The organism is Stenotrophomonas sp. 80084_Sma, assembly GCF_056481995.1.
The window spans coordinates 4061758-4081223 of the sequence record NZ_CM151177.1; the positions used below are offsets into that span (position 1 = coordinate 4061758).

Genomic DNA, 19466 nt, shown 5'->3' on the forward strand with positions numbered 1-19466 from the left:
AACTTCTGCTCGCCATGTCCATCGCCCCCGTGCTCGACAGTTTCGACCGCGCCATCCTCGACCTGCTGCAGCGGGACAACACCCTGCCGCAGCGCGAAATCGCCGAGGCCGTGCACCTGTCCACCCCGGCCGTGCAGCGCCGCATCAAGCGCCTGCAGGACAGCGGCGTGATCGCGGCCAATGTAGCGGTGGTCGCCGCCGCCAAGGTCGGGCGGCCGCTGACCATCATCGTCGAGGTGCGCGTGGTCAGCGAGCAGCGCGAGCGGGTGGCGCCGTTCAAGCGCCGCGTACAGGACGACCCGGCCGTGCAGCAGTGCTACTCGATCACCGGCGATGGCGATTTCCTGCTGTTGCTTTCGGCGGCGTCGATGGAGGAGTACGAGGCGATCACCGAGCGCTTGTTCGGTGGCGATGACAACATCGAGCGCTTCCGTACCTCGGTGGCACTGGGCACCTTGAAGCGGAGTTTCGAGGTCCCGCTGGCACCGGTTCTGTAGCGTCGAGCCATGCTCGACTGCGCTTTTACCGCAGAGCAACAGCCGTCGAGCATGGCTCGACGCTACAGTCGGAGACCATGAGCACTCCGTCCTCTCCTGCCGGTCGCCTGCGCCGCTGGCTGCTGCGCGGTCTGTGGCTGGCCATTGCCGTCGTTGCCGCGATGGCGCTGTGGAACAGCCCATGGGCGGCCACGCCGAGGATGCTGTGGACACTCTCGCGCATGCCGCCGGCCACCGAACTCCCGGTGCCGGTGGAGGGTGTGCACCCCCGCCAGATCGCCGATACCTTCGGCGCGCCGCGCGGCCGCGACCGCTCCCACGCCGGCATCGATATCTTCGCCCAGCGCGGCACGCCGGTGCGCAGCGTCACTGCCGGCGTCATCGCGGATGTCAGCGAACGCGGCCTCGGTGGTCGCCAGGTCTGGGTGATCGGGCCCGGGCGGGAACGCTACTACTACGCGCATCTGGAAGGCTGGGCCGAGGGCCTGGCGCGCGGCCAGGTGGTGCAGGCCGGTGACCTGCTCGGCCACGTGGGCGACAGCGGCAATGCCAAGGGCACGCCGCCGCATCTGCACTGGGGCATCTACGGCACGAACGGCCCCCGCGACCCGTTGCCGTTGCTGCGCTGATCGCCACGGCGCACCCGCGCACCGAAACGTTCATGATTTGTAAATAGGAATAGTTCGTATTACCATTTCTTTCGTTTCCGGTGGTGCCAGGACGGCCTGCCCGCCCTTCCCCTATCCGTAGCGCCTCGCCTCCTGGATGCCGGCCGAACGCGCGTGCTCGTCCAGGACCCCCATGACCCGTCCCGCCTTCCGTACCCTGCAGCCGCAGCGGCTGTCCGTTGCCGTGCTTGCCGTTCTCTGCGCCGTGGCCCCGGCCGCCTTCGCCGACACCGCCGCCGATCCGACCACGCTGGACAAGGTGGTGGTCAAGGGCGAACGTGCCGAAGGCTATTCGGTGCGCCGCACCTCGGCCGGTACCCGCTTCGATCTGGCACCGCGCGAGATCCCGCAGTCGGTCAGCATCATCAGCCACCAGCGCATCGAAGATCAGAAGCTGGACGACATCATCGACGTGCTGGCCAACACCACCGGCGTGACCAGCACCCAGTCCGACAGCGAGCGCACCGAGTTCTACGCGCGTGGCTTCTACATCGATGCCTACCAGTTCGATGGCCTGCCGACGCAGATGGTGCAGAACTGGAGCTACGGCGATTCCGGCCTCGATCTTGCGCTGTACGACCGCGTGGAAGTGGTACGCGGCGCTACCGGCCTGCTCAGCGGTGCCGGCAATCCGTCCGCCTCGGTGAACCTCATCCGCAAACACGCCGACAGCGCAGAACTGACCGGCAGCATCTCGGTGAACGTCGGCAGTTGGGGCCGCACGCGCACCACCGTGGACGTGGGCACGGCGCTGAACGCCAGTGGCACGGTGCGCGGCCGGGTGATCGGCAGCTACCTGGACACCGATGGTCAGATGGACCGCTACAACCAGCGCAAGACGCTGGGTTATGCCGTCATCGACGCCGACCTGACCCCGGACACGCAGCTCAGCGTGGGCTACGACTACCAGCAGAAGCGCGCCAACGGCGCGACCTGGGGCGGCTTCCCGATGTGGTACGCCGATGGCAGCCCGACCAACTATCCGACCTCGTTCAATCCGTCGCCGGACTGGACCTACTGGGACACCACCAGCAAGCGTGCGTTCGCCACCCTGCAGCATGCCTTCAGCAACGGCTGGAAGTTCAAGATCGGCGCCACCCACGACCGCACCAAGGCCGACGACAAGCTGTTCTATCCGGCCTACACCGCGTTCAACAAGACCACGGGCGCCGGCATCACGCCGATGGCCGGCTTCTACAACACCGAGCGCAAGGTTGATGGCATCGATGGCTACATCGATGGGCCGTTCCAGCTGTTCGGCCGCGAGCACCAGTTCATGGCCGGCCTGAGCTACAACAAGCGTGAGTTCGCCAACTATGGTGATTTCCAGCCTGACTTCAACGATCCGAATGCACAGTACCTGCCGCTGGCCAGCTACTTCGGCTGGACCGGTGATTTCCCGCAGCCGAACTGGCGACCGCTGAAGCTTGCCAGCCAGGGCACCATCACCCAGAAGGCCGGCTATGCCGCCGCACGCCTGTCGCTGGCCGATCCACTGAAGCTGATCATCGGTGCGCGCTACACCGACTGGAAGAGCGAAGACGAAGGAAACGACCGCTCGCACAAAGTGACCACGCCGTATGCCGGCCTGGTCTACGACATCAACGATACCTACTCCGCCTACGCCAGCTATACCGAGATCTTCCAGCCGCAGACGCTGCGCAACAAGCAGGGCAGCTACCTCGATCCGGTCGATGGCAAGAGCTACGAAGTCGGCGTCAAGGGCGCGTGGTTCGACAACCGGCTGAATGCATCCGTGGCAGTGTTCCGCATCGAGCAGGACAACGTTGGCCAGGAAACCATGGACAAGGTCGACGGGCAAATGAACGAGACCGCCTACATCGCTGCACGTGGCACCGTCAGCCGCGGCTTCGAGTTCGAAGTGAACGGCGAACTGGCACCGGGCTGGAACGCGACCTTCGGTGCTTCACGTTACGTGGCCAAGGACATCAACGGCGCCGACATCAACACCAACCTGCCGCAGACCGCGCTGAAGCTGTTCACCAGCTACACCCCGCAATCGCTGCAGGAACTGACCGTCGGCGGCGGTGCCAACTGGCAGAACCGCATCTACTACGCTGCGCCGGTAGTGGGCCGTTTCGAACAGGAAGGCTACGCGCTGGTCAGTGCCTTCGTGCGCTACCGCATCTCGCCGGAGTTCAGCGTGCAGGCCAACCTCAACAACCTGCTGGACAAGAAGTACTACTCGCAGATCACCGGCTACGGTGCCTACGGCGACGGCCGCAATGGCTCGCTGACGTTCACCTGGGCGTTCTGATCCAACCGGCCTTGTAGCGTCGAGCCATGCTCGACTCGATCACACGGGGTCGTCGAGCACGGCTCGACACCACAACGGGGGCGCCCAGCGCCCCCGTTGCCGCGCTGCCCTTGCAGGTGTAGCGTCGCGCAGACGGATACCTCGCGCCTTCCCCCTCAAGGACGACCGGCCATGCGCACCCGCACGAAACTCGGTCTATCGCTCGTGGCCCTGTTCTCGTCGCTGCCGCTGATGGTCGCTACAGGCAATGGCTACTTCATCCTGCTTCTGCTGATCGGCCTGCCCGCAGCGATCCTGTTCTGGTTCGATCTGGGCCGTGAACTGCGCACCATCCCCACTCCTACCCGCTCCGAGCGCGCGCTGGGATTGGCAATGGGCATTCCACAGGTGCTGTTCGGACTGTTGTGCGCGGGGATCGGCCTGATCCTGGTGGCCTGGATCCTGTACAACCTGCTGGTCCAAACGCTGCCACAGTTCCGCATTCCCTCACTGCCCGCCTTCGCGGTCGGGCCGATGATGATCGTGGCCGGACTGGGATGGGCACGCACCGCGTTCCGCCGTGCCAGCCTTGAACAGGATGACCCGGAACAGGACATTCCGGATTGACCACATTCATGGAGTCGAGCATGGCTCGACGCTGCAACGGCGCCGGGCTGAGCCCGGCGCCGTCCCTTCATCAGAAACGCAGGTCCGCGCGCAGGTACCAGTAGCGGCCACGCGGGATGTCATAGGTCGAAGCGTCGTAACCGTTCAACGAGCACGACAGGCAGATCGGCGGATCCTTGTCGAACACGTTGTTCAGGCCAGCGGTCAGCTGCAGCCCCTTCATCCAGTCGATCTTGTAGCCCACCTGCATGTCATGGAAGGTAGTGGCCGACAGCGTATTGGTGCCTGCGGCCTGGTTGCTGCAGACCGGGAATACAGAGGCGTCACCGCAGTTCTCGGTCAATTCGGAGATATGCCGAACGGTCCAGTTGGCACTCCAGCGGTCCAGCGTCCAGCCGATGCTGGCATTGCTGGTCCATTCCGGAATCGAGCTGTCGGCCACTTCCACGCCCGGCTTCTGCGGCTGCTTCTGGCCCGCCGCACCGGTGGCCTCGTAGCGGCCGACGAACGTGTTCTTCCAGCCCAGCTTGAACTGGCCGATCGAGCTCTGCGGCAACGTCCAGAACAGATCCACGTCCCAGCCATCGGTCTTGATCGAGCCGAGATTGGTCAGGCGGTTGTTGAAGCTGCTCACTGCACCGGTACTGGCGCGGGTGATGCCATCGCAGTAGATCGGATCCAGCGTTTCCACGCACAGGTCCAGCTGGGTCTGCGCGTTGATTGCCTGGATCGCGCCATCGATGGCATGGCGATAGAAGGTCACCTCCACGTCGAAGCGCTCGGACCACGAGGTGTTGTTGCCAAACCACGGGCTCCACACGAATCCGGCACTGAAACTGCGCGAGCGCTCCGGATCCAGCTCGCGGTTGCCGCCGGTGGTCACCGAGATCTGCGAGTTGGCCTGCTGGAAGCCGGCCGGCACGCCCAGCGCGGCACAGTTGGCGGCGCTGCCGCGCGGCGGCGTACCGCCCAGGCCCACCGAGCATGGATCGAACAACTGCAGGTCGGCACGCGCGGCCGAACCGTACAACTCACCAATCGACGGTGCACGGAAGCCCTCGGCATAGGTCGTGCGCAGCACGAAATCGTCGGTCACCTGCCAACGCAGGCCGTACTTGGGCGTGAACTCGCCACCGAAGGTCGAGTAGTCCGAATAGCGCCCGGCCAGGCTCAGGTCCAGCTTCTTGCCGAATGAAGAGTCGGCGAAGATCGGCACGCTCAACTCCAGGTAGGCCTCGTTGACGTCATACGAGCCGGATGTCGGCTGCGAAGGCACGCCGTTGTAGTGGCCCGCCACCGTCAGCGGATCGGGCTGGTACGAACCCTCGTACTTGCGATACTCGAAGCCGGTAGCGAACGACACCGGGCCGGCCGGCAGCGTGAACAGGTCGCTGGACAGGTTGGCGGTGAACAGGCTCAGCTCGTTCTGGCTGCGGTCACGCACCACCGGCTGGATCCACTTCAGCATGTCCGGAGTGATCGAACCGGCACCGCCGAAGATGTTCAGCGGTACGCAGCCCGGCGTCGCCGCACAGACGGACGGATCGCCCAGCGCCATGTTGACGTTGTAGATGTTGTAGCTGCCGTAGTTGGTCTGTTCGGCCTTGTTCTTGCTGTACATGCCGTTGACGTCCCAGTACCAGCTGCGGTCAGCCGCCTGGAAGTTGCCGACGAAGCCGGTGGCGAAATACGTGGTGTCCACTTCCTGCTTGAACACGCGCGCGCCGCCTTCTACTGGACGGCGACCGATCAGGCTCAGGTTGTCACCCGAGACCAGGTCGAAGCCGAACGGGTTGTACGGGTTGAGCGCAGACACGGTGATGTTGTCGGCCAGCGGATTGCCGGTGGCGCCATCGGGACCGAAGAACAGCGGCTCCGGGCCGGCCTGGTTGGTCGACTCACGGCGGTTGCCCAGTGCCTTGACGTACCACTGCACGTTGTCGGTGATGTCGAAGCGGAACTGACCGAACAGGCCTTTACGCTCCGACGGTGTCAGCACCATGTTGTATTCGGCGAAGTTGAAGCGATCAGCACTGGTGAAGCAGTGATAGTCATCGGTGCGCGCGCAGCCGGCACTGCCGTCGTAGCGCGGGTTGCTCACGCCGGTATTGGGCACGATGTTCTGCACCGCACCGGTGTTCGGGTCGGTGAACATGAAACGGCCCTGCGGAATGCCACCGCTGCCGAAGGCCAGGCCGGTGCCGGGAATCGGGAAGCGCGACTGCTCGCGGTCCTTGGCGAACACCGGATCCTGCTTGGTCCAGCTGGCGCCGAGGAACAGGCTGAAGCGGTCGCCGCTCTTGCCCCAGGCCAGGTCCACGCCCTTCTGCGTGCCATCGCCCTTGCTGTACTCGCCGTAGTTCAGGGTCACCTGGCCGCCATCGAAGTCGCGGCGGGTGATGATGTTGACCACACCGGCAATGGCATCGGAGCCATACAGCGACGACGCGCCATCTTCCAGCACTTCGATGCGCTCGACGATGGCCAGCGGAATGGTGTTGAGGTCGGTGGCCGAGCCCACACCGGAAGCGGACGACTCATTGACCCAGCGGATGCCGTCAACCAGCACCAGCACGCGCTTGGCGCCCAGATGGCGCAGGTCCACCTGCGCCGAGCCAGCACCTACACCACTGCCATCGGGCGGGAAGCCGAAGTTGCCGGACGAATTGAACTTGGCATTGAGCGCGGAACCGGAACCGGTGAGCTGCTGCAGCACTTCGCCGATCGAGGTCAGGCCGGTGCGTTCGATATCACCGCGGGTCAGCGTCTGGATCGGCACCTGGCCTTCGACTTCAGCGCGCTTGATGCGGGTACCGGTGACTTCCACCGCATCGAGGTTGGTGGTGGATTGTGCAGCGGCACCCAACGGTGCCAGGGTCATCACGCACAGCGCGACGGCAACCGCCAAAGGGCGGTGGTGCAGGTGATTCATTCGCTCTCTCTCCAAAGGAATGTCGGGACATGGGCTGCCGCACTCCCTCCCTGCATGGCGGCGCCGTCTCCTTTGTAAACAAGTAGTAAAAATCGCGACGTGACCGGCGACACCCTTTCACGCAATCATGACGAATGATCCATCGGCATCCGCAATTGGTTCAACATCTAGGAATTATTTTAAATTCCAGACTTTTGCCAGATTGAACCACGAATCCGGCAGAGACTCAGACCTCCGACGCTCAAAGCGAGGTCCAATCGTGAAAGCAACTACTGCCAGACTGCAAGCAGCGATCTTCGCACTTTTCTTCTTTTCATTTGCAGGTGAATCCGAAGCAGGCGGCCTCATCGAGTGCAACAATTGTGTATCGCCCAAATCCGTCGCTCTACAGTCTGGATCTGGCCTCACAGTGATAATTGACTTCGAAAAAGCACAACTGACTGCATTCGATGTTGAATATGATCGGGAAATGAGAAAATGGAGAGCCCTTCCGACCCCCGTACCCAGCCAGATCCAAATGGCATTTCTCCGGATTGTGGAAAGTGTATCTGGCGTCAGTGATCAGCCGAGCCACGCTCTTCCAAATGCGGGGGGAGGCGCAATGGTCCCTCTCCACCCCGACAATCCGGGGAATTCCAATGGGATGCGATTTCCAGAATCGTACAAATCGTCCGACGCGTTCGAGATCGTAAGCTCTGCGACCATGAGGACGCGACTAGGCCAGTATTTAGCCTTAGAAATCGCAGGAGCCAATACAAGCAACCCAGCGTGGAACAGCTTCGCGCTTTCCATACAGCAATTTTCGCTCAACTGGGCAAGCATCAAAGGGGGCGGATCAGTCAATATAGTAATTACTTGGAGAGACGGATCAAAAACCCTCTATCGAATCACCCCTGATAACGTAGCAGAGGCCAAATACCAGAAAGGTGAGAGCCGGGACGGCACTGGAAACAAGGTCCCAGATGAGACCATTGCAGATCCTGTCACAGCTCCTTCTTACGCTGGACAGTATTACTTCCGCCACGACGGCGATGTCGATAAATGGGCCCGCTCTGCTCAGATGTATGGCGTGCCGGTCCAACGCGGGTCCAGCAGTCGGATTTCCTGCAGCTGGGACGGCCGCACAGTCTATTGCCAGCAATACTGACTAAAGGTGGGCGCTGTTGAGGGTACATCGCCCCCCCCCAACAGCGCCCCACCCATCTCACCGCACGAACGCAATGCGCTCCATGCCGGTCGCCTCGGCTGCGGCCAGAATCCTCGCCATGCCTTCGTATTCGGCCGCCGGATCGGTGGCGATACGCAGCTCCGGCAGGTTGCCGGCATGTTCGCCCGCCTGTGCCTGCAGGCGCGCCTGCAGCTCACTGATCGCCATCGGCTGGCCATTCCAGCTGAGCTGGTTGGCAGCGTCCAGGCGCAGCTCGATCGGCGGTGGCGGTTCGGGACGGTCGACCACGCGATCGGTGGCCTGTGGCAACTGCACGGCTATCGGCCGGGCCACGATCGGCGCGGTCACGATGAAGATGATCAACAGCACCAGCATCACATCCACCAGTGGCGTGACATTGATGTCCGCCAGCGGGCCGCTTCTTCCTGCGCTACTGAACGCCATGTGCCGCTCCCTGCAGCCGGGCCGTTCGCCCAAGCTCGACACTACGTCGCCCGCAGGCTCGCGAGGCAGTGCCTGCAGCACGAGCATTCAGCTGCCGTTGCCGACCCATCGCGTGCACGCAATGCGAAACTGAATTCAGCCATTGCCCGCTATGCTGCCCGCCATGACCCGACGCTCTTCGACCGCCCTGTCCCTGCTGCCCTTGGCCACCACGCTGCTGATCGGCTGCGCCAATGCCCAGTCCCTCGACGCTCAGAACGCGCAGCTGAAGGCCGCGATCGCTGCCGCCGAACGCGGCCAGTTCGATCCCGGCCAAGCCGCCGCACTCAGCCGCCATCCGGCATACGGCTGGCTGGAGTACGCCAACCTGCGCCGCAACATCGACACCGTCGATACCGCGCAGGCGCAGGCCTTCCTCAAGCGCTATGACGGCCAGGCCGTGGCCACCACGTTCCGCAGCGTATGGCTGCCCTCGGTCGCACGCCGCCAGGACTGGCCGACCCTGCTCGCCAACTGGGCGCCCACCGACAACGCCGGCCTGCGCTGTGCGCAGCTGACCGCGCGCCAGGTGACCGGTAAGGTCGATCCGCAGTGGATCAGTGAAGCGCAGGATCTGTGGCGCAAGAACGGCAAGTCGCTGCCGGACGGCTGTGATGCCGTTTTTGCCGTGCTGCAGGCACAGGGTGGTCTGAGCGACGCGCTGCGCTGGGAACGCATCGACGCTGCCGCCGACGCCCAGCAACCCGCTGTGATGCGCAGCGCCGCACGGGGCCTGCCCGCCACCGACCTGGCGCTGGCCAACAATTACGCGGCCTTTGTCGACAAGCCCAATGCCAGCGCATTGAACTGGCCGCGCAACGAGCGCAGCCGGCGCATCGCCACTGATGGCCTGGCCAAGCTGGCCAAGGCCGATCCCGGCGCCACCGAACAGCAGCTGCCTCAGTACGCGCAGGCACTGGGCCTGAGTGCCGAGCAGCAGGGCCAGGTGCTGTACCAGATCGCACTGTGGACGGTGGCGTCCTACCTGCCCGATTCGGCGCGCCGTCTCAATGCGGTGCCGGAATCGGCGTACGACGAACGCCTGCACGAATGGCGCGTGCGCGAAGCGATGTCGCGCGGCGACTGGCCGGCAGCGCTGACCGCGATCCGCAAGATGGGCAGCAAGCAGCGCAGCGACCCGCGCTGGCGCTACTTCGAAGGCCGCATGCTGGAGAAGACCGGCCAGGCCCAACAGGCGCAGCCGCTGTTCCGCGAGGCCGCGCGCGCACCGACCTTCCATGGTTTCCTCGCCGCCGACAAACTGCAGCAGGGCTACACGCTGTGCCCGTGGAAGCCGAACGACAGCGCGCAGGCACAAGCGGTGATCGCGCGTGATCCGGCCATCCAGCGCGCGATGGCGCTGTATCAGATCGACCGCGCCGGCTGGGCCGTGGCCGAATGGAACAGCGCGCTGTCGCGCTTCGATGATACCCAGCGCCGCCTCGCGGTGCGCGTGGCGCAGGACAATGGCTGGTTCGACCGCGCCGTGTTCGCACTCGGCAAGCAGCCGCAGGAACAGCGCCTGTACGACCTGCGTTTCCCCCTGCACCACGACGCCACCATCCGCCGCGAATCGGCACGCAACGCGATCGATCCGGCCTGGGTGGCGGCAGAGATCCGCGCCGAGAGCACCTTCACCCCGCGCGCGCGCTCGCCTGCCAACGCCATGGGCCTGATGCAGGTGCTGCCGGCCACCGGTGCCGGCGTGGCCAAGTCGATCGGCCTGACCGGCTACGGCGGTGCCGACAGCCTGTACGACCCGGACACCAACATCGCCATCGGTACCGCCTATCTGCGCCAGCTGATGAACAAGTACGACGGCCTGCCGTACGTGACCATCGCCGCCTACAACGCCGGCCCGACCCCGACCGCGCGTTGGCAGGGCCAGCGCCCGGGTTATGACCCGGACCTGTGGATCGAGACCATCAGCTACAAGGAAACCCGCGAGTACGTCGCACGCGTGCTGGCCTTCAGCGTGATCTACGACTGGCGCCTCAATGGTGATGCGCTGCCTCTGAGCGACCGCCTGATGGGCCGCCTGGTGGACAAGCGCAAGAGCTTCAGCTGCGCCGCCAACGCTGACCAGGGCGGCGATTGATCGCAATGCGGTCGTGCCGGCCGCTGGCCGGCACGACCCGATCTCCATTTCCCGGGGAGGGGAAAGCGATGAGCCTGCTGGCCTGGATCGGGATGTTCGCCGCCTGGAGCCTGTTCGCCACCTGGGTATTGCGCTGGGGTGGCGCGGCCTGGATGGAAGGCTGGAAGTCGCTGGCCTTCATCGACAGCTGGGGCAGCCTGTGGGACGAAGCGCAGATCAAGCTGTACTTCCTCTGCCTGTGGATCGTCTACGGGCTGTGGTTCCTGGCTGGCCTGTTCGTGCCGGAGTGGCGCGGCCTGCAGTGATTCCTCTTCATCGGTAGTGCCGGCCGCTGGCCGGCAACCGCCATTGTCCAAGGGTTGCCGGCCAGCGGCCGGCACTGCCGATGCTCATGCACCTACCGTGCGATCATCCCCCCATGAAGATCTATCTTGTCGGCGGCGCCGTACGCGACCGCCTGCTGCAGCGCCCTGCCGGCGACCGTGACTGGGTTGTGGTCGGTGCTACGCCCGCGCAGATGGAGGCGCAGGGCTACACCACCGTCGGCCGCGATTTCCCGGTGTTCCTGCACCCGAAGACCGGCGAGGAATACGCGCTGGCGCGCACCGAGCGTAAATCCGGCCGTGGCTATCGCGGCTTCGTGGTCGATGCCGATCCGGCGGTGACGCTGGAAGAAGACCTGCAGCGCCGCGACTTCACCATCAACGCGATCGCCTGTGACGAAGACACCGGCACGCTGGTCGATCCTTACGGTGGCGTGCGCGATATTGAACAGCGCGTGCTGCGCCACGTCGGTCCTGCGTTCGTGGAAGATCCGCTGCGCGTGCTGCGCGCGGCGCGCTTCATGGCGCGCTTCGCGCCACTGGGCTTCACCGTCGCCGAAGAGACCATGGCACTGATGCGCGAGGTCGCCGCCAGTGGCGAGCTGGACGCGCTGGTGCCGGAACGCGTCTGGCAGGAACTGCGCAAGGCGCTGGTCAGTGAACGGCCCTCCGCCTTCCTGCGCACGCTGCACGCTGCGCATGCGTTGGGCCCGATCCTGCCCGAGCTGGAAGCGCTGTATGGCGTGCCGCAGCGTGCCGAATTCCATCCGGAAGTCGACACCGGCATCCACCAGGAAATGGTCAGCGACATGGCCGCGAAACTGGCACCGGGTGATGACCTAGTCGGCTTCGCTGCCCTCACCCACGACCTCGGCAAGGGCCTGACCCCGCCGGAGGAATGGCCACGCCACATCATGCACGAGCAGCGCGGCATCAAACCGCTGAAGGCATTGTGCGCGCGGTTGAAGATTCCCACCGAGCACCAGCAGCTGGCCGAAGCGGTCTGCCGCGAGCACTTGAACGTGCACCGCATCGACGAACTGCGCGATGCCACTGTGCTGGAACTGCTGGGCCGCTGCGATGCGCTGCGCAGGCCAGAGCGCGTGGCTCGTATCGCGCTGTGCTGCGAGGCCGACAAGCGCGGTCGGCTCGGTTTCGAGGATGCCGACTACCCACAGGGCGAAACGCTCAAGCGCCTGCACCAGGCGGCGCTGTCAGTGCAGGCACGGGATCTGGATACCACGCATCTGAAGGGCCCGGCCATTGGCGAGGCGCTGGCCAAGGCGCGGGTGAAAGCCATCGCCGCCGCCCGCTGAAGCCCGGGTAGTGCCGGCCGCTGGCCGGCACCTTCACATCGCCCGTCTATCGACGACGCTTGCGCGAGAAGTGGTCGACTGCATGAGCACCCAACAAGATAGGTTGCATCAAGAGGAAGAGCCAACCACCCAACCGGAGCGTCTCCACCGGATTGAACCGGGTGATGAACGCAGCTGCCAGTGCCAAACCCGCAAGAAGGCCGATCTCATAGACCCACAGCGATCGGTTAGAACGCTTGCCCACGATGCTCCTCTCCATTGAACAGGACGCACTTGCAAACCATCGCCGCCGTCCGGCATCACGGGTAGTGCCGGCCGCTGGCCGGCAACCAGACAATCCCTGGATTCAGTGCGCCATGCCGCGGGTGATCGCCGCTGCACGCTGCTTCAGCTGGGCCACGGCATCGGGAATCATCTCCATGCCCACGTCCAGGCCCGGGTTCAGCACCAGGCCGACGCCGTCGCCGATACCGGCCAACAGCGCATGCACCGCAATCGGCATGGCATGGGCGAACTGCGGCAGCTGCTCGTGCCACAGGCCAGCACGCTCGGGCGCGGTGAACACCGCGAACATCGCCTCGCCGCTCTCGCTGGTCAGCACCAGCGGCGAGATGCTCTCGTCCCAGGCGCCGTCTTCGCCAATGGCCTTGTCCAGCAGCACGAACGCCGTCGAGGTCAGCAGGCCGTCGAGGAACTGCGCTGCGGTCAGCGTGCCGTCCTGGGCCTGCAACAGGCGCACCTCGAGGTCGTTGAGGGGGTCGAACGGGGTGTCGTGGTCCATGGTCGCTTCCGGTACGTGATTGCAGGGCAGACTTTAACAGGCCCGGTCCTCAACCGAGGAATCCGTGCCGCCACAGCCAGCCCAACGCCGCCAGACCGGCCACCACCACCAGCATCAGCGGCAGGCCGAAGCGGTGCCGCCACGAGATCGGCACCCCACCCAGCTGCTGGTCCATGGTGTCGGTGTCCAGCACCCAGCCGTGCCCGCACCGGGTGCAGGCCAGCTCATAACGGCGGTGGTAAGTGAGGCCAAACAGCAGGTCGATGCGCGCCATCCTGTAGCGCAGCTGGGGCGCGAACTCGGTTTCCGTCTGGCAGCGCAGGCAGTGGTGGGCTTCGGTCGGGCCGACCACCATCACCCGTTCCTGCTGGCCGATCAGGATCATGGATCAGCGGCCCTGGCAGGCGGGTTGGGCCAGCAGCCAGGCTTGGGCGGCGGCAAGGGTGGCCGCATCGCCTGTCGTCAATTCATCCGGAGTAATCCTGGCACCGGCGCCAGCGCCAGTGCGGTCTTTCATCACCGCGGTCGTCACTGCCAACACACTGCCATCCACCAGGGGCCGCGTATCGTTGCTTGTCGAGAAGCCCGCTGTCGACTGCCCGAAACTCCGCGTCTGGGGGCGCCCCCTGAATGACAGCATCGTCGCTTCGCCAGAGCTGGCGGTATTCGACCCGACCAGAACGGCGACGGGCGCGCCGGGCTGCTTGAGGGAATACCCCGGTCGACCGAATCCCAGCCTGGGACGACCATCGACCTGCACCATGGTCGGCGTCAGACTCCAGCGCCGCGACCCGTGGGCAGTAGCAAACGACCCGACCTCTTCCACGCCTGTCGACGACGTGCGCAGCAACGGCGCAACACCCAGCAGCATCGGCCACATGTTGCCCCCATGGTTGCTGCGCAGATCGACAATCCAGCCACAGCGATCGCCGCTGTCCTTGCCACGGATGACATCCTGCCATTGCAGCGCGCGCTGGATGTCCTGATTGAACTCGTCCTGCCGCGCAGCCCCCGGCGTGGCGGCATAGCCTTCGATGACCACCCAGCCAATGCGTGCATCGACGGCACCAGTCACTTTCGCCTTGGCAACGGCCTCAGCGCCGACCTGCTTCGAGCGCTCCGTGGCTTCACGCTTGCGTGCAAGCGTCATCCAGACACCATGCCCCCCGGTGCTCTCCACGATGATCTCACGCAGAGCGGTATGCAACGCACCCGGGTACGCCTGCAACGACGCCAGTCGCTTACGAGCGGCAGGCCAGTCCACTTTGTCGCGGTACAAGGCTTCATGCTCGAGCAGATCCAGGATCTGTACCTGCGCTTCCGGCGAAGGTACTTCGGTGGTGGACGCGATGGCGGCCGTTGCGTTGGCTGCCAGAAGGGTCAGTATCAGCGCGCCATTCCCAGGCACTCCCTTGCACATCTGCATGCGACGTTTCCTTGTCGTTGGGTCAGGTTCACAGCATAACCGTGGCGAATCATGCCGCGCCATTATGCGGATAGCCGTTGTAGAGCCGAGCCCATGCTCGGCTGCATGGGACACGATCAAAGCAGCCGAGCATGGCTCGGCTCTACAGGGTCATGGCGCCGGTGGAATCTGTGCCGACCAAGGTCGACACCTACCAGAGCGGGTCTCGTAGCGGCGATGGTAGGTGAGGCCGAACAGCAGGTCGATGCGCGCCATCTTGTAGCGCAGCTGGGGCGCGAACTCGGTTTCCGTCTGGCAGCGCAGGCAGTGTTGGGGTTCGGTTGGGCCGACCACCACCCGCTCCTGCTGGCCGTTCAGGATCATGGATCAGCTGCTCTGGCAGGCGGGCTGGGCCAGCAGCCAGGCTTGGGCGGCGGCAAGGGTGGCTGGTCCGCTGGGGGTAGCCTGATCCGGCTGCATCCTGCCACCGTCGCCCTGGCCGTTACGGTCGGTCATGACGTTGTGGGTCAACAGCAAGGTGGTACCGTCCACCAGCGTCGTCGGTCGATTGCCGGTAGAAAAGCCCGCGCTCGGCTGACCGAAACTACGACTCCCTGGTTGCCCTCGAAACGCGAGTGCCACTGCTTCGCCGGAGCTGGCAGTGCCTGCCCCCATCACCACCGCCACCGGTGCCGTGCCCGCACGCAGCCGATACGCGCCCTGTCGTGAACGCAGCATCGATGCGTTGCCTTGCACGACTTCACCTTCCGCCTGCCGCCACCACAGCAATCCATTGGCACTACGGAAAGCGCCGATCAACGCTCCCTGCGTATCCGGCGTTCCATGCAGCAATGGCAACAAACCAAACAACATCGGCCACATGTTGCCGCCGCCATTGCTGCTTACATCCACTACCCAGCCGCACCGCATTCCGTCATCCAGGCCAGCGATACGCTCCTGCAACGCCAGCGCGTAGACCTTGCGTGCTTCATAACGTTCCGATTCGCTGCGTTGCAGGTCTTCCACGAAGGGGCTCACCCGCAGCACGCCGATGCGGGGATTGGCGTGTCTGGGGGCAGCGAGGTCGGTCGCCTGAGCGGCATTCAAGCGCTGAGCACGTTCGGAGCGCTGACGCTGCTCGCTTGGTGAAAACCAACGGCCGTGGCCTCCGCTGCTGCGTGCGGCGGCCTCATCCAGAACACGGCGCTGTTGTGCGCGGTCATCGCCTGCGGCGTTCAGGCGTGCGCGCACGTCGTTCCAATCGACGCGGCCACGGTACAAGGACTGGGTTTCCAACAATTGCAGCATCTGCTCACGCGCCTCGGGCGACGGCAGCTCCACTGTTTCCTCTGCAACAGCGGCCGCAGATGAAAGCAGCAGCGTGGCGAGCATGGCGGCACGAACATTCCTTAGGTCCAGCATCGACGACTCCTTGTCATGTATCGAAGCCTTAGGATAGCCGTGGCGGGATCGATCTCGCCACGCACCAGTGTTCTATAGAGCCGAGCCCATGCTCGGCTCTGTGGGAGTGGACCGAAGCAGCCGAGCATGGCTCGGCTCTACAGGGTCATGGCAGCGGAGAGAGTCGTGCCGACCAAGGTCGGCACCTACCAGAGCAAGGTCATGGCGCCGGTGGAATCTGTGCCGACCCAGGTCGGCACCTACCCAATCCTGCGGTGGTCACCAGTCCGCGCGCAGGCCGATGTTGCCTTCGATGATGCGGCGCTTCTCGTTGCGGTCGCCGCCCAGCTCGCACGTGTAGTCGGCCACGGCGTACGCACTGATGGTGCGATTGAAGCGCCCGACCACACCCACGCCGGCTTCCACTGCGCGCGAGCGCGGCGAGTTGACGATCACGTCATCGTCGAAGCCGATGCGATCCTCGCCGGAACGGCCATGCCAGTAATTGAGCTTGAAGTACGGTTGCCAGCCGTTGTCGGCCAACTGGTAATCGCCGGCCAGGCGCAGGCCGATGCGGCCGGTCCAGGCATTGTCGTTGTCGAAACGCACGCTCGATACTTCATCGCGACGGTCGTCCAGCGAGGTGCGCTGCCAGATCACCTGCACCTGCGGTTCCAGCCACCATGCGGACTGACCGAAGTGCAGCAGCGGCTTGCCGGCCTCCACCGACACGCTGGTGCCGTCGCCGCTCAGGCCGAAGCCGAGCCCGCGAGAGGAACGTACGCGGCCGTCGTAACGGCTCTGCATCGCCACGGCGTCGATGTACCCCCCGCTGCTGTCGGTGAACGTCCAGTACAGGCCCACGTGCTTGTCGTCCAAGCGGTTCTGCCCCACCTGCACGTTCTCCCAGCCGAGTGCCAGGCCGGTGGTCTTGCCCTGCGCGCGGGTGCGGCCGACGAACACGCCGATCTGATTGCGATGGCTGTCATTGGCCGTGGCCCACACATCGAGGCCGGCCTGCAGGCCCATCACATCGCCATCGAAGCCCGGCTGCGCATCGCCCTTCCAATGGATCTCGCTGCTCTGCCCCACCAACCGGCCCCAGGCCGTGCGGAATGCGCCCTGGTTGTACAGCAGGCGCTGCTCGCCCTGCCGCTCATGGAACGTGCCGAGGCTGGCCAGCGAGGTCTCGCGCAGCAGCGGCGGCACCACGGCGTAGGTGGCGGTTTCCACGCGGTACAGCGGTACCACTGCGCCCTCGGCGGGGCGTGCACCCGGCGTCGGCGGCGCACCGGTTCCGGGCAGCGCTCCGCCAGCCACCGGCACGTCCGGCACCGCTGGATCACTGGGCGGCGCCACCGGCACGGGTTCCGGCGGCGGTGGTGGCGGCGCGGTCTCGCCTGCGGTCAGATCCGGATCGGTGGCGCCTTCGGGCGGCGGTGGCGGTGCCGGGGTGATCGGTGGTGGGGGTGCGACGGGTGGCGTCGGCGGCGGCGGCGCGCCATTGATACCGCTTCCGTTGGGCGCCGGTGCAGGCCCGGCCACCACGGTCGAGCGCAGGTACCAGTTCTCGCTGGTACCGGCACTGACACCGCCCTTGAACAGGAAGTACTCGTAGGCACCGGCCGCCACCGGTGCGAACAGCGAAAACGCGCCCGGCGCGGTGCGACCACCATTCAACGCCTGCACCAACAGGATGCCATCGGCCAACGTGGCCGCTCCACTGCCTCCAGCGTTGATGACGCCGATGCCGGTCGTGCCGGTGGCGGCACCGCTATCGATCACCAGTCGATCGCTGGTGGAATTGTCCGCACCCAGCACGGTACGCAGGTACAGGCCGCCACCGTCACCGCGGTAGTTGCCACGCACGGTGAACACGTCGCCAGCGCCGGCACCGGTCAGGTCGATGCGCCCGGCATTGACCATCTCCACCAGTGTGCCACTGTTGAACGGACGGACGGCATGGCCGCCACTGCCCGCGTAGACAGTGCTGGTGTCATCCACCGTGAGCGTGCCGGTGCCGGTTCCGCTGTCACCCAGCACCAGATCACCATCGAAGGTCAGCTCGGTGCTGTTGGCCAGGCTGATTGTCTCCCAGTTCTGGAAGCGTCCCACGCCCGCAGCCTTGACGTTGTTGAAGTTGAGCTGATCGATGCCACTGCCACCGTCGAACAGCGGCACTGCACCAAGGTTGCCCTGGTTGAGGTTGCTGAGGTTGGCCACGTCGTTGTCCGGCCCCATGTCGATCGCGCCGTAGACGATGCCGCCGCCGTTCCAGTTGAAGGTGTCGTTGCCGGTGCTGAGCAGTACCTGGCCGCGCACGGTGCCATCGGTGATGGTCACGCTGTCGGCACCACCACTGACACTGATGTTGCCGCCGATGTAGGCCGTACCCGAGATGATGATGGTGTCGGTGTCGAAGCCGGTGACCACGTTGCCCTCAACGATGCCGCCGGACTGATCCCACAGATTCTTGTCCAGCTTCATGTTGACGCGGCCGATGCGGCCAGCGGTCATCCAGGCCTGGTCGCCATCCTCGAACGCACCGACGATGCGGCCACCGCTCATGCGGAAGGTATCGATGTTGTCGCCCTGCTGCAGCGCGCCGATCGTGCCGCCACTCATGACGAAATCATCGCGGCCACTGCCCTGCACCACCACGCCGGTGACGGTGCCGCCGGTGACAGTCATCTGGTCATCGCCACCGCCCTGGTCGACGCTGTCGATCGTGCCGTCGCTGAGCAGCAGCACATCGTTTCCATCGCCCTGCAGTACGCCTCCGGTGATGCTGCCGGCCTGCATCTCGAAGCGATCGTTGCCCGCATCGAACTGCGCGCCTGTACGGCCACTGATGGTTCCTCGGTTGATCACCACGCTGTTACCGCCGCCGACGAACTGCAGGGCAATGTTGTTGCCGGCGCTGATGCTGCCGGTGTTGTCGACGCGGCTGCCACCCCCAAGCTGCACGGCCACACCGCCCACCGAACTGATCGCGCCCTGGTTTGACAGCAGGTGACCACCGGCACCGACCAGCGCGAGAGCCGATCCACCACCACTCTGCTGCAACTGGGCACCATTGCCGACGTTGACGGTGACGCCAGCCGCGCCACTGGCGGTAACGGGAGTGGTCTGCGGATTCGGTGCGTTGGCATCACAGGTGACCGTCTGGCCGGCGGTCGGTGTCGAGTTGTTACAGCCGGCCCAGGCGACGCTGGCGGTCGTCAGAAGCAGGGAGGGAACGGCGAGGGCCTGCAACACGGAAACAGCAAGGCGGCGCGGGCGGAACGCACGCGGAACGGCACGGGACATGGGGCACTCCTGGACGGGAAATCAGGAACTGCGTATGTGCGGCACTGCGCTTGCAGTCTGCCGTGTGGTGAACCGTTTCGACAGGTGAACTTGCGTGCAGAGAATCACAGTTCAGATGTGAAATCGCCCGGTCCTCACGCCAATGTGATGTGGCTGAAATCGTTCATTTTTTCGGCACGTGGGAATCAAGCGCAAAGCATC

Annotated in this window: 17 protein-coding genes; 8 read left to right on the forward strand and 9 right to left on the reverse strand. The window is 64.9% G+C overall.

Going from position 1 to position 19466, the window contains the following annotated elements:
• The first annotated feature begins 14 nt into the window (after positions 1-14).
• The 4 genes from ACZK3W_RS18690 (at position 15) to ACZK3W_RS18705 (ending at position 4049) form a co-directional block, all read left to right on the forward strand.
• Complete coding sequence (locus ACZK3W_RS18690) at positions 15-497, forward strand: Lrp/AsnC family transcriptional regulator (protein WP_164081387.1); 483 nt, start codon at positions 15-17, stop codon at positions 495-497.
• 77 nt (positions 498-574) lie between these two features.
• Complete coding sequence (locus tag ACZK3W_RS18695) at positions 575-1126, forward strand: M23 family metallopeptidase (protein WP_478450175.1); 552 nt, start codon at positions 575-577, stop codon at positions 1124-1126.
• 172 nt (positions 1127-1298) lie between these two features.
• Positions 1299-3443: a ferric-rhodotorulic acid/ferric-coprogen receptor FhuE gene (gene fhuE, locus ACZK3W_RS18700; RefSeq protein WP_032128963.1), complete on the forward strand. Its 2145-nt coding sequence runs from the start codon at positions 1299-1301 to the stop codon at positions 3441-3443.
• A 171-nt stretch (positions 3444-3614) separates the two neighbouring features.
• Entirely contained in the window at positions 3615-4049 is a 435-nt protein-coding gene (locus ACZK3W_RS18705; protein WP_478450176.1) for a hypothetical protein, read from the forward strand.
• Positions 4050-4119: 70 nt separating this feature from the next.
• Here ACZK3W_RS18705 and ACZK3W_RS18710 read toward each other — a convergent pair whose 3' ends face one another.
• Positions 4120-6981 (reverse strand): TonB-dependent receptor, encoded by a 2862-nt coding sequence (locus ACZK3W_RS18710; RefSeq protein WP_049421358.1) that lies wholly within the window; start codon positions 6979-6981, stop codon positions 4120-4122.
• A gap of 259 nt (positions 6982-7240) precedes the next feature.
• Between ACZK3W_RS18710 and ACZK3W_RS18715 the strand changes: the two genes are divergently transcribed.
• Complete coding sequence (locus tag ACZK3W_RS18715) at positions 7241-8128, forward strand: hypothetical protein (protein ID WP_279913754.1); 888 nt, start codon at positions 7241-7243, stop codon at positions 8126-8128.
• Between the two features lie 57 nt (positions 8129-8185).
• Here ACZK3W_RS18715 and ACZK3W_RS18720 read toward each other — a convergent pair whose 3' ends face one another.
• Positions 8186-8593 (reverse strand): ExbD/TolR family protein, encoded by a 408-nt coding sequence (locus ACZK3W_RS18720; RefSeq protein ID WP_032128960.1) that lies wholly within the window; start codon positions 8591-8593, stop codon positions 8186-8188.
• Between the two features lie 151 nt (positions 8594-8744).
• On the opposite strand from ACZK3W_RS18720, the gene ACZK3W_RS18725 reads away from it, so the two are divergent.
• From ACZK3W_RS18725 to ACZK3W_RS18735, 3 genes are all read left to right on the forward strand, one after another.
• Positions 8745-10730 (forward strand): transglycosylase SLT domain-containing protein, encoded by a 1986-nt coding sequence (locus ACZK3W_RS18725; RefSeq protein WP_180838435.1) that lies wholly within the window; start codon positions 8745-8747, stop codon positions 10728-10730.
• 68 nt (positions 10731-10798) lie between these two features.
• Positions 10799-11035, forward strand: coding sequence for a hypothetical protein (locus ACZK3W_RS18730; RefSeq protein ID WP_478450177.1), 237 nt, complete (start codon positions 10799-10801; stop codon positions 11033-11035).
• A 113-nt stretch (positions 11036-11148) separates the two neighbouring features.
• Positions 11149-12369, forward strand: coding sequence for a multifunctional CCA addition/repair protein (locus tag ACZK3W_RS18735; protein WP_478450178.1), 1221 nt, complete (start codon positions 11149-11151; stop codon positions 12367-12369).
• Positions 12370-12415: 46 nt separating this feature from the next.
• On the opposite strand, the gene ACZK3W_RS18740 is transcribed toward ACZK3W_RS18735, so the two are convergent.
• The 7 genes from ACZK3W_RS18740 to ACZK3W_RS18770 form a co-directional block, all read right to left on the reverse strand.
• Positions 12416-12613, reverse strand: coding sequence for a hypothetical protein (locus ACZK3W_RS18740; RefSeq protein WP_125895627.1), 198 nt, complete (start codon positions 12611-12613; stop codon positions 12416-12418).
• Between the two features lie 102 nt (positions 12614-12715).
• Positions 12716-13150: an SseB family protein gene (locus tag ACZK3W_RS18745; protein WP_125895628.1), complete on the reverse strand. Its 435-nt coding sequence runs from the start codon at positions 13148-13150 to the stop codon at positions 12716-12718.
• Positions 13151-13199: 49 nt separating this feature from the next.
• Entirely contained in the window at positions 13200-13535 is a 336-nt protein-coding gene (locus tag ACZK3W_RS18750) for a hypothetical protein (protein WP_125895629.1), read from the reverse strand.
• Between the two features lie 3 nt (positions 13536-13538).
• A complete protein-coding gene (locus ACZK3W_RS18755; protein WP_049400477.1) occupies positions 13539-14576 on the reverse strand; it encodes a S41 family peptidase in 1038 nt (345 codons plus the stop codon).
• A 150-nt stretch (positions 14577-14726) separates the two neighbouring features.
• The gene (locus tag ACZK3W_RS18760; RefSeq protein WP_125895630.1) at positions 14727-14939 is read right to left on the reverse strand and encodes a hypothetical protein; all 213 of its coding nucleotides are present in this window, start codon (positions 14937-14939) and stop codon (positions 14727-14729) included.
• A 3-nt stretch (positions 14940-14942) separates the two neighbouring features.
• Positions 14943-15977 carry a S41 family peptidase gene (locus tag ACZK3W_RS18765; RefSeq protein ID WP_125895631.1) on the reverse strand — a complete coding sequence of 345 codons (1035 nt, stop codon included), beginning with the start codon at positions 15975-15977 and terminating at the stop codon, positions 14943-14945.
• A gap of 258 nt (positions 15978-16235) precedes the next feature.
• Positions 16236-19265, reverse strand: coding sequence for an autotransporter family protein (locus ACZK3W_RS18770; RefSeq protein ID WP_293794486.1), 3030 nt, complete (start codon positions 19263-19265; stop codon positions 16236-16238).
• Between the last annotated feature and the right edge of the window lie 201 nt (positions 19266-19466).